We start from the raw sequence: 12,940 nt of genomic DNA on the forward strand, positions 1-12,940 counted from the left end.
CCTTTCACTTCTGGAAAAAACACTGGATCTTTTGAGCGATCTTTTTATTAAGCTGGCAGACGCGCGCCTCGGTCAGATCGAGAACCAGCGCGATTTCTTTCAGACTCATTTCCTGCTGGTAATAGAGCGTCAGAATCAGTTGTTCACGCTCATCAAGGCTCGCCAGCGCAGCCTTTAACGTGCCGCTGGTGACCATTTCGTCCTCCAGCGAGCGGGTGTTGAGGGTGCCGTGCAGCGCATCCTCACCTAATAATTCATCGAGACTTTCCAGCGTCCTGGCGCAATCCAGCAGTAAATACTCGTGGTATTCGTCAGCGGTGATGGAGAGATGCTCGCTGAGATCCTCAAACGTCGGCGTGCGCCCCAGCTTGCGCGTGATGTCGCGGATCGCATCGTTGATCTTGTGGCTCTTCTGTCGAAGCCGACGCGGACGCCAGTCCAGCTCGCGCAGCTCATCCAGCACCGCACCACGCACGCGCGCAGCCGCGTAAGCGCCAAACTGCTCATCGGGGTGGCCGTAGCGGCGCAGGGAGGTCAGCAGACCCATCAGAGCGATCTGCTCCATGTCCTCTTTGTCCATTACGCTGCTGGTTTGCCAGGAGAGCTGCTTCACCACCCGGTGCACAAGCGGTAAGTACGCATTGATGTACTTCGCTTCATCAGCCGGGGTAAGCGCGTCATCCGCAATAAAATCCATCATGTCAGTCGACTACCGTTTCTTACTGGAAAACCATTTTGCTGATGATGACGTCTTTAAACGGCATACGCGTATTGAGGCTCTCAAAGCGGGCCGTGTAGGCATTCATCAGCTTATCGCGCAGGGCTTCCACGCTCATTTCACGCACCGCGTCGTAGTCCATCGCAGAGAGGGCATTGACCGTCGCGCCGCGAATGGCCGGGGACATCTCCTCCGCGCGGCTGGTGTCGGCGGCGGAATCAGTGGTCAGGGCCAGCTCCAGCAGCAGATAGCGCTCGGAATCGCCGGGGCTTTTTAAGGTCACGACCACGTTTTTGATTTCGACAAACTCCACCACGCTCTCTTTCGACGAGCTGAAGAAATCAGAAATGATGGAGCGTTTATGCTCGTCCTGGCTGAGCAAATGCGTGCCCATGACGGTCAGTACGGCGGCAAAAGTGGCTGCTATCAGGGCAATCACCAGCCCTAAAGAAAAAGTCTTCAAAGTCATAAGTTAAACCGTAAGTAATACTGAATCGTCTGTACCGTCAGTGGAGTGTGCGTCCTCTGCGGCTATCTCTGCCCCTGCTTCAGGCCTGTCTGCCTGGGAGGGCAGTTGCTGTCCGCGTCCTTGCTGCTGTCCGGACTGGGTAGATACCTGCACGTTCACCTGGACAACGTTTTGTTCTGTCAGGCTCTGGCGCAGTTCATTGCTGATCTGCTGGAGCGCGCGCGCCGTCTCGCTGTTGCTGGCGCTGATGTGCACCTGCATCCGACCATTTTCGATCTGCAGCGAGATATCCACTTTGCCCATCTCTGGGGGATCGAGACGGATGGTGGCGTGCTGCACCTGGTTTTTGACCTGAATCTGCAGCCGATCGTTAAGCGCGCTGTGCAACTGCTGCGCCCATTTGGTTTCGTCTGCGTCCAGTTTGACCGGCGGCAAATGCACGGTTTGCTTCTCCATCGCCGTCGAGAATGTCTGCCCGCTGGCGACCGGCTGCCCTGCAACAGGCAGCACGTCAGCCAGGGTTTTCACCACCTCGGCGGCGAGCGGTTTGGTATGCTCGACTGCCTGTGCCTGCGCCACAGATAATGGTGCGGGCACAGGCGTCGGTTGTGACGCGTGGGCCTGCGGCATAAGCCCCGCCGACAGCGTCTGCATTTTTAGCGCTTCGCCACTTTGCGGTGCGGCCGGGGCGGCATTCAGCGTTTTGACCGGCATCTGGCTTGCCATCAGCAAGGTGTCCAGCAGCGCCTGCGGTGGCGTGAGCGTATCCGGCGCCGGTTGTGCGCGGTCGGCGGTGTCCGTCGTCGCGTCGTCGTCTTCGTCATCCGTCTTAAGCCCCGCCAGCACCATGGTGGTGTCGCGCGTTTTCTCACCGCCCAGCAGGTTATTGATGATATTGAGCAGCGCGTCGTTGAATGCCGCAGGCGCGGGCTCGCCGACAGGCGTACCCGGCAGCGTTGCCGATGCTGTGTCCGTCGCGGGCAGCGCCGGGGCAATGGCTCCCGGCTCCGGGGTGGCAGGCGTTAACGTCAGTGGCGTGAGCAGCAGATTCATCAGCCTCTCTCTCCCACATCGGCAAACTGCGCGTAGGCGCTTGCGCCTTCACGGTTGCGACGCGCGCGGGCCATCTGCTGCGCCAGTTCATCGCTTTGCTGCTGGCTGTACTGGCTCACCTGCTGATGCACCGTGCGCAGTGCCGTCAGCGCCTCACGTTTTTCCGCTGTCAGCGTCTGCCCTTGCAGGGAGATCAACAGCCCGGCGATCTGCGCGTCGACCTCCTGCATTTTCGGCCAGTCGTGCTGACTGGCCGCCTGCTCCAGGGAACGCGCCAGAAAACGCATAACCTGTAGATCATCCATTCTGCTGCCCCATTTTTTCCCAGCCGTCCTGCAGGTTGCGGAGGATCACTTCCACCTCTTCAACGTGCTCAACGGAGAGCTTATGGCTGGCGTCATACAGACGATAAACGCAGTAGTCGTAGAGGTTCGCCAGGCTCAGCGCCAGCTCGCCCCCTTTGTCGAAATCCAGCGAGCTGGTCAGCGCATTCAGAATGTCGATGCATTTGTTAATGCTCTGGACCTTACGGTCATAGCGACGCGCCGCGATGTGGCTTTTTGCCCGCACCAGTTCATCCATCAGGCCGTTAAACAGCATCAAAACCAGTTGATGCGGATTCGCTGCCGCCGCCTGAATTGCTAAGTCGGACTGCTGGTAATGGCCGAAGCCCTGCTGTTCGTTCCCGTACATAAAAGCTCTGTTTTCCTTACTCTAAACCAAACATACTCTTGGTGTTTTCCATCTGGGCCATGGCCTGCTGCAACTGAGTAAATTGCTTCAGATAGCGGTTATACGAGGAGTCATAACGCGAATTCATGGCTTCGGTTTTGGTGTCGATATCGCTCTGCTGGCGGTCGAGCACTTCCTGGCGACCTTTCAGCAGGCCGGTGGTCGAATTGAGGTAACGGTCGAGGGATTTATCCACCGCCGCGATCAGCCCGTCTTTGCCGTTGAACAGGCCCGTCAGCGCCTGCGGATCGGCGGTCAGCGCGGCGTCGAGCTTTTTGCTGTCGATCTCCAGCTTGCCGTCTTTATCCGCTGTGATGCCGAAATCGGACATCCGCTTGCCGCCAAACTGGGTGCGCAGCACGTCGTTCAGCTCGCGATCGAGGGAGGCCATGGTGGCATCGCCCGCAAACGCACCGCGCTCTTCACCGTCGCCGCTGCCGCTTTTGGTCAGCTTTTGCAGCGTGTCCTGCAGGGTGTTGTATGAGGTAATGAAGGTCTGCAGCTGCTCTTTGGTGCCCGCTGTATCTGTGCCGATGGTGATGGTCAGCGGCTTGTCGGCTTCGGTCTTCGACGTCAGTTCGATGGTCACGCCGTCGATGAGCTTATCCAGCGTGTTGCTGCTGTTGGAAAATTCCATTTCGCCCATACGGAATTTGGCGTCTTGCGCTTTCGAGATCTCTTTGGCGTTCGCCGAGTCAAAACCTGCCGTCCCGCCGACGGTTACCTTATTGGCTGCGCCGCTTTCGTCGCTGCTCAGCATCAGCGTCACTTTGCCGTCGGTGCGGATCAGCGAAGCGGTGACGCCGGGGTTATTTTCATCGCCATTAATGGCTTTGGTGAGATCGCTCAGGCTGTTGATACTGTCCATATCAACGTTGATGGTTTTCGCAGCCGCCCCTTCTCCGAGGGTGATCTCCATCATGCCGGTGGCATCTTTGATGGCATCATCCGTCAGATCGCCGAAACCGATCTGATGGGCAGACGCCAGCTGATCGACTTCGATGTTGTATGTGCCCTTCTGCGCCGAGGAGTTGGCCGTGACGGTCGCAATCCCTTCGCGGTTGACGGTGGCGCTGTTTTGCAACATCCCGTCATTGGTGCTGTTCAGCCCTTTAATGGCGCTGCGAAAATCGGTTAATGCGGTGCGAAGCGCGTCCAGCGCTTTTTTCTGCGACGTCATCGTGGCTGTTTTGGTCTTCAGCTGATTCTGGATCGACATAATGTCGTAGGACGCCAGCGACTGCGCCAGCGTCGTCGGATCTATGCTGCTGAAATCTGCCATAGTAGTTGTCTCCATTCGCACCTGTTGCTAAACCACGCTCAGTTAATGCAACCATCGTGCCAGTTTTTAAATTTAGTTAATTCAGTTAGTTACGATTTACCGGGAAGGCAACTTTCCCCGAATGGGAAAAGACAGGAAGGGGAAAGGCCGCAAACAAAAACACCGCCTTACAGCGGTGTTTTCATCGAACGGATTGGGATTAGCCCAGCAGGGACATCACCATTCCGGACATGCTGTTGGACTGCTTCAGCATGGACATGCTGGTTTGGGCCAGCATCTGGTTACGGGTCATGCTGGAGGCTTCAGACGCGAAGTCAGCATCACGGATGTTACCCAGCGCCAGGTCGGTGTTGTCTTTCATGTTCGCCAGGTTAGCCGCGGTGTGGCCCAGACGGTTGATGTTTGCACCCAGTTTAGAACGCAGGGTACCCACTTCAGAGATAGCGCCTTCTACGCTTGTGATCATCGCCTGTGCGCCAGAAACAGTGGTCAGCGCGCCAGAAGCAGTCAGTCCACCCATACCGCCGGAACCGGTCACGGTGGTCAGTTCTGCGCTCACGTCTACAGTCAGTTTCTCGCCTTCAGATGCACCGATCTGGAAGTTCATTGCAGAAGCGAATTTACCGCTCGCACCGAACAGGTTTTCGCCTGCGTATTTTGTGTTGTCCATAATGTTGGTCAGTTCAGCGTTCAGTTCGTCCATTTCAGACTGCAGCGCAGCGCGATCTTCAGTACCGTTCGTGTCGTTCGCTGCCTGTGTTGCGAGGTCTTTCATGCGGTACATGATGTTGCTCACTTCATCAAAAGCACCTTCTGCGGTCTGCAGCAGCGCAGTCGCGTCAGAGATGTTGCGCTGTGCAACAGCCATACCATTGCTCTGACCCTGCAGGCGGGTTGCGATTTGCAGGCCAGCTGCATCGTCCGCTGCGGAGTTGATACGTTTACCGGTACCCAGACGTTCCATTGCAGTAGACAGCATGCTGTTGGATTTATTCAGTGCGTTAGTAGAAGCCATGGAAGACGCGTTAGTGAAAATAGAAAGTGCCATGTTAGTAATCTCCTTGTGAACCTGTCTGTCAGGCTCTTCTCTCTGGTACTCAAGTAAAACGACACACTGAAAGGAAGAATTAAATCGGCGATGAAAAAAAATTAAAAATTACGTCTATAAGAAAAAGCCTGGTCTGAGTAATAACCGCATAAATTGCGAAAGGTAAATTAAAAACCAATGCGACACACTCTCTCCTTAACTTAAACGCAACTTAAAAATATTTAATGTATTCATTTATCCAAATGTAACAATATTTTATCGGCGGAAAAAAATAAAACACCAAATTCACATAAAAGAACAATCCATTAATATAAAAAACATCCACAGATCACTATTAACGTTTAACGATTCTCATTAATGGTTGTTTAGAGAATTAACTTAATAATTTGTTGCACATCACAGTTTTATCGCGTAAAAATGTGTCAAGGAAGAGAAACTTCCTAATCTCATACTGGAAAAGGCGGAAAATGACCGGCAAGCACATGCCGTTCCGCAGAGCGAAATCCCTGTTTACGTCGTAAAACCGCTCGTTTTTGCATAATCTCCGCAGGCACGCGGCAATTCTCAAATGAATTTTAAACGGAATTAATGATTAATTTACATTAAGCATTGCGCGACTTTTTCGCTCGGTGCGGAGATGAATAATTGATTCAGGAGTGGCTTTTTGTCACCTGTCGCCATGAGAAAAAAATATTCCACCGTTAATAACTGGTTAGTTGATCTACCCTCCGGCTCCCTCATAAGCATGGTCACGGGCGAAAGAAAACGCCTGGGGGAATATCAATTAAAACTATTAGATGTACTTCTTGAAAATGCAGGAAAAATTCTCACTCGCGAAGAATTGACGACGCTGGTCTGGGAACGTCGGGTTATTGGTAATAATAGTCTTCCCAATGCCATCCATGCTTTACGCTCCGCTTTAGAAGACGACGGCAAACAACAAAAAATTATCAAAACAATCCCCAAAAAGGGGTATTTGCTTGAGCAGGCGTGGTGCCGTTTCGTTGAGAAAGAGAGTGAAGAGATTGATCTGCCGGACACGGAGATCGATGGCTTTGTGTTGCCCACGCTCAGCCCAACCGTTGAGCACAACGCTGCCGACGAGCCGGACATCGTTTCTGAACCCGTTAAGGTGATTGAAACGCCCTCCATTGAGATCGCGGTTCCCGCTGAACGCCCCGTTATTGTACCGGCCAAACCCCGGTTTCAGCATCCGCTCATCACCCTGGCGGCCCTGCTGGTCACCGTCATGATTGGCGCGATCTTTGGCTGGCACTATGCGGGTAATCAGGGCCCAAAAATCGTCGCGGCAGAGCAGGAAGTCGCGGTTTACAGCAACATTCATATTTACGAGCTGTCCGAGTCCAACCGCCTGGAGATGAGCAAAGAAGATTTTTACAGCAAAATCAAAGACACGCTGTATACCATTAATCAGCAGATCAAAACCCAGTCCATGACCATGACGGTCTATTACCAGAGTATCGATCAAACGCTGAACTACACCTTTGCGTTGAATAGCCGCTGCGACAAAAAACAGCTGGTGATGGCCATCTATCACTGGCGCATCGACCCGACCCAACTGAACAACCTGATACTGCGTGAGACGAGGAGAAAAATCAGTGAGATGGAAACCTGCGCTTAACTGGAAACTGGCCCTGTCCTGCTTTCTGCTTGTGGCGCTCGCTTTTGCGGGGCTGCGAGTTATGCAAACCGCAAACGTCCCGCAGTCTAACGTCGAGGGGTTTTTACAGCTGGGGTTTTACGATTTGATGTCGATGCGAAAAGAGATTTACGATTCGCACATGCAGACGGTGAATGGTTCGATTTTAACGACCATCACCAGCCCGAACGACAACCGCTTCGTGCTGAAAGGAAAGTTCACCGGCATCAACGAACAGAACGGCAGACAGTTTTTCGCCTACACCCCCATCTACTACAGCACCGCGCAAAAAGGGCTGATGATTGATGGTCTGGTGGATATGCTGCTGCACATTGATATCTGGATGCAGCCGCTGTTTGTCGGCAATCAGCAGCTGGTGGTGGGGCAAAGTGGGGCGATATTTTTGTATCCGTTGAAGAAGTAAGCAGGGTGGCAGCCGCCACCCGCTTCACCATTCGCCGTACGGATAGGTTTTGCCTTTGATGAAGTCTTTTATATTTTGGTCGTAGCCATCAGGGATGCTGTAGTCGAAATTGGCGAGGGTAATGCCTTTACACCCCTCCAGCTTATCGCCGGAAAGTGTGGTGATTTTTTTTGGTTCTACGGGCAAGTTCCCATTCCCCCCAACGGTATCCTGTAACCAAATCCTCACCTTACCTCCAGGAGCCAGACCAAACACCAACGTGTTGTACCAGGCTTTTTCACCATGATGATCTAACCCAAATGAAACACTCATCTTTTCCCTGATACGTTGAGGAAACGTGACTTGCGTTTCGTAGGTTTTTTTATCGATGATTGAATCCCAACAAAAAAGCATTGTGACCGGAGGGTGCCGAGCTTTATTGAACTGGGCATGCCGTCTTACTTTGTTATTCCAGGTACCCACGGTTGCCCAACTATCCTCAGTACTGTCGAGCGTTCTGAAGGAATACAGGATCTTTTTATCATCAATGATACCGACATAGGTCACTCGAGCGGGAAGTGCTTTAGGAGTAAAAAAAGCAAACTCCCACATCCCATATGGCATTGCGCCAGTTTCTTCTGGCAATGCGGGTTCGCCAGTATGACAGCCTGATAAAATAAGAAGCATTATGAGTAAAGACCGTTTTCCATAATTCATTTCTAATTCCTTCCATGTTGAATGCGTTACTCATCTAAACCTCACCATTCGCCGTACGGATAGGTTTTGCCTTTGATAAAGTCTTTTATATTTTGGTCGTAGCCATCAGGAATGCTGTAATCGAAATTGGCGAGGGTAATGCCTTTACACCCCTCCAGCTTATCGCCGGAAAGCGTGGTGATTTTTTTTGGCTCTACGGGCAAATTGTCACCGCCGCCACTATTTTGTAGCCAGACTCTGACCTTCCCTTCTGGCGCCAGGCCAAATAACATCGTGCTGTACCACGCCTTATCGCCGAACATATCCACTCCCGTCGATACGCTCATTTTTTCCCGTACTGTCTCTGGAAAGATGATCCGTGTTTCATAGGTTTTTTTATCGATAATTGAATCCCAACAAAATAAGATGGCCGCAGGCGGATGGCGGGCTTTATTAAACTGTGCAAAGCGCATATATCGCTTATCCCAGCGATTTATACTTGAGTCATCATCCTCGGTGTTATCAAGATTTCTGAACGAATAGAGCACCTTTTTATCATCAATGATTCCAACATAAGTCACTCGAGCAGGCAGATCCTTGGGGGTAAAAAAAGCAAAGCCCCATAATCCATAAGGCATTTCACCCGTTGCTTCAGGTGTTGTTGCATCGCTGTAATGGCACCCAGATAGTGTCAGTAATAGGGTGAAAAATAATTGTTTAATACCTTTCATTTCTGGTTACCATCCATGTTGTAGATTGTCCTCTGCCAGTTTTGATCTGGCCGGTTTACGAAACTAAGGATCTCCGACACGGAGGTGCCACCGTAGGGCTTTCTGGTACTATCAAAAACAATGCTGTTCCAGTTTGCCGAACAATGGATATAGTCCTGGGCAATGATATCGATCTCAGCACGAGTAAAAGGATTTGCAGTTATCCCTGAGCGTATAGCGGCTGCTGATACAATTGCTTTCTCACTCAGAGGTGAAAGAACTGAAGGCAAAATTAATTCACTGTATTCATGCGTTATCGGCTCAAACTCCACACCCGCATCCTGCCCAGCATCGATCATCACCCGCAGCACCACCTTCGACCAGTCGTTCTTCACGATCCGTTTTTTCATTGTCAGAGCAGCAAATGCGCGCTTCTGCATCCCGTCTCTTGGATGGACGGGCATTCTCGTGTCCTCCCAGGCGTCAGCTGTAATGTCATTAGTGCGAATGAGCGGTGCCGCGACCGCAGAGGATTCGAGTATCGATAGCTGTTCCATGGCATGTCTGTAAGTTCGCGTATCCGCCAGCGGGGTATCCAGCGGCACGGTGACTGCTTCCGGTCGGGTCAGGTAGATGTTTTCCCGTGTCGCAGGCAGGTAGCCGCCGCCAATATCGGAATGTGCGCCGGGCAGAGCCAGCTCCGGCCACGCGGGTTGCACGCTGTTCAGGGCGAAGTTAAAGCGGCACTCGTGCTGCGCCGTGATATGGAAGACTTTCTCCGCCACGCCAGGGCGCAACACGATATTCACGTCACCGGTATTCGCTGTGTGCGGGTTGAGACCATTTTGCGGTGTCCCAATGGCGGCGACGGTATCGAAAATACCGATAAATCGCGTTTTCCCGGCCGGTGCGCCAGCGTATTCGACATCATTCATCCCGTAGCGAAGCGCATTGATAATGTCCCGATCTTCCGTCTGAATGCGATTGGCAAAGTGGCGTGCCGCTGCTGCGCCGCGACTAAATCCGAAGATATCGAACTGGAATTCAGTCACTTTCAAAGAGGGGACGGATGCAAACTCCCTCATATCATCAAAAAACTTTTTGAGTGTCCCGGCAATCTGCTTCACCGCAAGGTCCGTCTTCGCGATCACCCCCGTATCGGCCACGCCTAAACTCAGGCCAATCATGCTGTCCGGTCTGCCGGCTTCGGTGCCGATCCCCTCCACATAAATGGCCGCCTGCGCCTGTCCTGATTCAATCGGGAGATCCGTTTTGTACAACGTATTTAACCAGTGAATATTGGTATACCCGCCGGTATAGCTGGTGGCCCCTGTTCCGGAGACGCCCATCTGCTCCTGCGCCATGCGGGCAAGAATGCTTTCTGCATCCGGATCAGAAATGTCAAAGTGCGCGGCGGTGCAGGCCGCGAGCATATTTTGCGTGTTCACGGCGTTATTACCGGTTCCATCAAAAAACACACCGAGCGTCAGGGTAATATTGCGCTTTTCAGGGTGTTTTATTTCATCGGCTGGAAACAGTTGGTTATAGGCGTCGGGCAGGAGCAGATTGCTGAACTCCGTATTCGCAATAAGATGTTTACTGCGAATATATTCATAACTCACAGTGATACTTTCCGTATCCAGACTGTCTTTATTATGCGAGCTGGATATCCCCTGAATCGACGCCCCGCGCAGTTCGATATGATAATATTTTTCCTGACGGCCAAAGCGGTCAGTACGGTAATAATCAAAACTGAGCCGCAGTTTTTCATTCTCATTAATGGCGGTGGTCAGGAGTGGCGAGCTTTTATCGGTGGGTTTGGTGAACCGCAGGCCCTGATGATACACGCCGCCAGAGGTGCTGATAGTGCTGGAGGAGAGCTGCTAAACCAGAATTTCGTTTTCATGGCGATACTGAAAGCGATTACCAATAGATTTTTCTGTTCCACAGCCTGCGGATATTTCCCCCTGGCGCTCACCCGTCAGCGTTAAATAGATAACGTTGCTCACATCAATGATGTCCTTATCATTATTTAACAAAAAAATATTGCAATCATTAATTATGCTGGGCAGCAGTGTAGTCTTTTTTATTTTTACAATATCGCAGCTGAGATCATGAAAATGGAAAGTAAAACGAAAATGAAGGAATGCTATGTGGCAGGAATAAATAAAATAAAGAGAGAGTATAAAACCTGAGTCGCGGGTTTCCCCTCCCCGTAAGGAGAGGAGAAACCCGCGCGGGGCTAGCCTAACAAATTCTTCACCGTCACCTGATGAACGTTCCCTTGCGCCGCCAGCGCTTGCGTTAGCAGGCCAAACTGCTTACCGCTCCCCGCCAGGGCATCTCCAAGCGCGCGCGCCGTTTCGAGCGCCTCGCCTGGGGTGTACACCGTCGACATATCCTGAATCCGCGTCGAAACGCGATCCTGGTGAAAATGCAATTTACTGCGCTCGCGGGTGATTTGGTCCAGCGTCTGCTGCAGCTTTTTGCTGTCGCCGCGCTCCCAGCGGAGGGCCAGCTGGCTGATTTCGTCTTCGCGGCTGGTTTCTGCCTGCGGAGCCAGCAGGGTAAAGGCATCCGCCGGGAAGTGTTGCCCTTCGCCGCGCACGCTGAGATGCTGGCTGACGCGCGACCAGCGCGCTTCGTCGACCTGGAAAGCGACTTTCCCCTCAGGGGCGAGCGTCGCGTTGATTCCCAGGCGCCCCAATCCCACATTGAGATGGGCCAGGATCTGACGCGGAGACGCCTGCTCGGGCAGCGCCACGGCGGTGAGTTCACGCTGGCCGCCGCCGAGCTGAAATACCAGCGTCTCGCCCTGCGGCTGCTCCAGCAGTTTTTCCACGCCCGGCAGGGTGAACGTGACCTGGCTTTTTTGCTGGAGCGTGATGTTGAAGTTCCGATCGATCGTACCGCCCGACAGCTTTCCGCGCTGATTCAGCAGCGTGTTCAGCCCTGATGGCGCAGAGCCGTTCTGATGGCGCAGCACCAGCAGCTGGGTTTCAGTTTCTGACAGATAATTATCCGCCTGCTGAACCGCCGTCAGCTGCTGATTAAGCTGCACGTTATAGCGCAGCGGACGGCGCGACAGCAGCGCCGCTTCAGGAAAGGGCGGCGTCGCACGATTCGGGGTGGCGACGCGTTCTGTTCGGGCAATCTGGGCCGGTGCCCCCGGCAGCGTCCGGACGGCGGACGCGGTGCTGGAGGCGGTGGTGGTTTTTAATCCTACCTGCATAACCATTACAACATGCTGAAGAGCGAAAGCTGACTGATCATGCTGTACGCTTTGTTAGTGACCTGCACGGAGTTGGTGTACAGCTGAAGGTTGATACTGGTGGTCGCCCAGTCGGTGTCCGACAGGTCGCGCACCACCTGATCGTTGGCGGTGCTGACGTCCGTGTGGGCATCGCCGAGCATCGTCAGGCGATTCTGACGCCCACCCAGATCGGTAAACATCGCCGCCACTTTGTCGCGCGTGTCGGAGGAGAGCGTCAGCATCTCCTGCATCTCATCCTGATAATCGCTGACCGGAATGTCGGGGTCCTGCATCTTCTCACTCAGGGCTTTCAGCTTGTTCAGCATCTCCAGATCGCTGCCGTTACCAAACGCCTGCACCACGTTGGTGTTTTCCGTCACGCTCACCCCGTTTGCCACCGTGGTTTCTCGCGAGCCGTCGTTGCCCTGATAAACGTATTTCCCCTGCGCCTCGTCCCAGACCACCGGTTTGGCGTCGGTTTTGGTGCCGGAGAAGAGATAGCTGCCGCTCTCATTCTGGGCGTTAATCGACGCCACCAGCGAGTCCAGCATCGACGACAGTTCGGTGCCAAAACCGTTCATATCTTCGCTGCTGTGGGTGCCGTTGGCCGCCGCCAGCAGTTTATCGTTGAGGGACAACAGCTGATTGCTCATCGCGCTGACGTGCGCTTCCTGGCTCGCAAGCGATCCGCTGAGGCGCGAAATGTTGCTCTGATACTGCTTAATGGCCGACTGCTCGCGGTTCAGCTGCACCAGACGCGTGGCGGCAACCGGATCGTCCGACGGGACGTTGATTCGTTTCTGGGTTGCCATCTGTTCCATCAGCTTGCTCATGCGCGTGCCGTTAACGCCAAGCTGCGCCAGCATGGCGTCGGAATTATAAAGACTACTGATTCGCATAAATTCGTTCCTTAACG

At 53.2% G+C, this 12,940-nt stretch carries 14 protein-coding genes; 2 read left to right on the plus strand and 12 right to left on the minus strand.

All coding sequences use genetic code 11. From position 1 onward, the window contains the following. Positions 1-4: 4 nt before the first annotated feature. From OVA10_RS04365 to OVA10_RS04395, 7 genes are all read right to left on the minus strand, one after another. Positions 5-697 (minus strand): FliA/WhiG family RNA polymerase sigma factor, encoded by a 693-nt coding sequence (locus OVA10_RS04365; RefSeq protein ID WP_164971819.1) that lies wholly within the window; start codon positions 695-697, stop codon positions 5-7. 22 nt (positions 698-719) lie between these two features. Further along, positions 720-1,187 (minus strand): flagellar basal body-associated FliL family protein, encoded by a 468-nt coding sequence (locus tag OVA10_RS04370; RefSeq protein WP_100778001.1) that lies wholly within the window; start codon positions 1,185-1,187, stop codon positions 720-722. Positions 1,188-1,190: 3 nt separating this feature from the next. Then, positions 1,191-2,240 carry a flagellar hook-length control protein FliK gene (locus tag OVA10_RS04375; RefSeq protein WP_248859501.1) on the minus strand — a complete coding sequence of 350 codons (1,050 nt, stop codon included), beginning with the start codon at positions 2,238-2,240 and terminating at the stop codon, positions 1,191-1,193. Beyond that, positions 2,240-2,545: a hypothetical protein gene (locus OVA10_RS04380; protein ID WP_100778002.1), complete on the minus strand. Its 306-nt coding sequence runs from the start codon at positions 2,543-2,545 to the stop codon at positions 2,240-2,242. Before OVA10_RS04380 ends, OVA10_RS04375 begins: the two co-directional genes overlap by 1 nt. After that, a complete protein-coding gene (gene fliS / locus OVA10_RS04385) occupies positions 2,538-2,933 on the minus strand; it encodes a flagellar export chaperone FliS (RefSeq protein WP_100778003.1) in 396 nt (131 codons plus the stop codon). Before fliS ends, OVA10_RS04380 begins: the two co-directional genes overlap by 8 nt. A 16-nt stretch (positions 2,934-2,949) precedes the next feature. Beyond that, positions 2,950-4,269 carry a flagellar filament capping protein FliD gene (gene fliD / locus OVA10_RS04390; protein ID WP_260617659.1) on the minus strand — a complete coding sequence of 440 codons (1,320 nt, stop codon included), beginning with the start codon at positions 4,267-4,269 and terminating at the stop codon, positions 2,950-2,952. A gap of 184 nt (positions 4,270-4,453) precedes the next feature. Beyond that, positions 4,454-5,302 (minus strand): flagellin N-terminal helical domain-containing protein, encoded by an 849-nt coding sequence (locus tag OVA10_RS04395; protein WP_123429890.1) that lies wholly within the window; start codon positions 5,300-5,302, stop codon positions 4,454-4,456. Between the two features lie 679 nt (positions 5,303-5,981). Here OVA10_RS04395 and OVA10_RS04400 point away from each other — a divergent pair. Next, the gene (locus OVA10_RS04400; protein WP_268195602.1) at positions 5,982-6,944 is read left to right on the plus strand and encodes a winged helix-turn-helix domain-containing protein; all 963 of its coding nucleotides are present in this window, start codon (positions 5,982-5,984) and stop codon (positions 6,942-6,944) included. Next, positions 6,922-7,386 (plus strand): hypothetical protein, encoded by a 465-nt coding sequence (locus OVA10_RS04405; protein WP_102105714.1) that lies wholly within the window; start codon positions 6,922-6,924, stop codon positions 7,384-7,386. Before OVA10_RS04400 ends, OVA10_RS04405 begins: the two co-directional genes overlap by 23 nt. Positions 7,387-7,410: 24 nt before the next feature. Here the strand turns inward: OVA10_RS04405 and OVA10_RS04410 are convergent, their stop codons facing one another. The 5 genes from OVA10_RS04410 to flgL all read right to left on the minus strand — a co-directional run bounded on the left by OVA10_RS04410 (position 7,411) and on the right by flgL (position 12,923). Further along, positions 7,411-8,082, minus strand: a complete 672-nt coding sequence (locus OVA10_RS04410) for a DUF2931 family protein (RefSeq protein ID WP_268195474.1) — start codon at positions 8,080-8,082, stop codon at positions 7,411-7,413. Positions 8,083-8,123: 41 nt separating this feature from the next. Then, positions 8,124-8,792 (minus strand): DUF2931 family protein, encoded by a 669-nt coding sequence (locus OVA10_RS04415; protein WP_268195476.1) that lies wholly within the window; start codon positions 8,790-8,792, stop codon positions 8,124-8,126. Further along, positions 8,789-10,618, minus strand: a complete 1,830-nt coding sequence (tssD, locus tag OVA10_RS04420) for a type VI secretion system tube protein TssD (RefSeq protein ID WP_326493389.1) — start codon at positions 10,616-10,618, stop codon at positions 8,789-8,791. The genes OVA10_RS04415 and tssD overlap by 4 nt, the downstream gene beginning before the upstream one ends. 395 nt (positions 10,619-11,013) lie before the next feature. After that, on the minus strand, positions 11,014-12,009 hold the full coding sequence (locus OVA10_RS04425; RefSeq protein ID WP_100778012.1) for a hypothetical protein: 996 nt from the start codon (positions 12,007-12,009) through the stop codon (positions 11,014-11,016). Further along, a complete protein-coding gene (gene flgL / locus OVA10_RS04430) occupies positions 12,009-12,923 on the minus strand; it encodes a flagellar hook-associated protein FlgL (protein WP_100778013.1) in 915 nt (304 codons plus the stop codon). The genes OVA10_RS04425 and flgL overlap by 1 nt, the downstream gene beginning before the upstream one ends. Positions 12,924-12,940: the final 17 nt, after the last annotated feature.

This window comes from Lelliottia sp. SL45 (assembly GCF_026672535.1).
Lineage (GTDB): Bacteria > Pseudomonadota > Gammaproteobacteria > Enterobacterales > Enterobacteriaceae > Enterobacter > Enterobacter nimipressuralis.

Excerpts from the sequence above, each read along its gene's own strand:
- OVA10_RS04410 (WP_268195474.1), bottom strand. The coding sequence starts at position 8,082 with ATGAATTATGGAAAACGGTCTTTACTCATAATGCTTCTTATTTTATCA.
- OVA10_RS04425 (WP_100778012.1), bottom strand. The coding sequence starts at position 12,009 with ATGGTTATGCAGGTAGGATTAAAAACCACCACCGCCTCCAGCACCGCG.
- fliS (WP_100778003.1), bottom strand. The coding sequence starts at position 2,933 with ATGTACGGGAACGAACAGCAGGGCTTCGGCCATTACCAGCAGTCCGAC.
- OVA10_RS04370 (WP_100778001.1), bottom strand. The coding sequence starts at position 1,187 with ATGACTTTGAAGACTTTTTCTTTAGGGCTGGTGATTGCCCTGATAGCA.
- OVA10_RS04395 (WP_123429890.1), bottom strand. The coding sequence starts at position 5,302 with ATGGCACTTTCTATTTTCACTAACGCGTCTTCCATGGCTTCTACTAAC.
- fliD (WP_260617659.1), bottom strand. The coding sequence starts at position 4,269 with ATGGAGACAACTACTATGGCAGATTTCAGCAGCATAGATCCGACGACG.
- OVA10_RS04400 (WP_268195602.1), top strand. The coding sequence starts at position 5,982 with ATGAGAAAAAAATATTCCACCGTTAATAACTGGTTAGTTGATCTACCC.
- flgL (WP_100778013.1), bottom strand. The coding sequence starts at position 12,923 with ATGCGAATCAGTAGTCTTTATAATTCCGACGCCATGCTGGCGCAGCTT.
- OVA10_RS04375 (WP_248859501.1), bottom strand. The coding sequence starts at position 2,240 with ATGAATCTGCTGCTCACGCCACTGACGTTAACGCCTGCCACCCCGGAG.
- OVA10_RS04365 (WP_164971819.1), bottom strand. The coding sequence starts at position 697 with ATGGATTTTATTGCGGATGACGCGCTTACCCCGGCTGATGAAGCGAAG.
- OVA10_RS04415 (WP_268195476.1), bottom strand. The coding sequence starts at position 8,792 with ATGAAAGGTATTAAACAATTATTTTTCACCCTATTACTGACACTATCT.
- OVA10_RS04380 (WP_100778002.1), bottom strand. The coding sequence starts at position 2,545 with ATGGATGATCTACAGGTTATGCGTTTTCTGGCGCGTTCCCTGGAGCAG.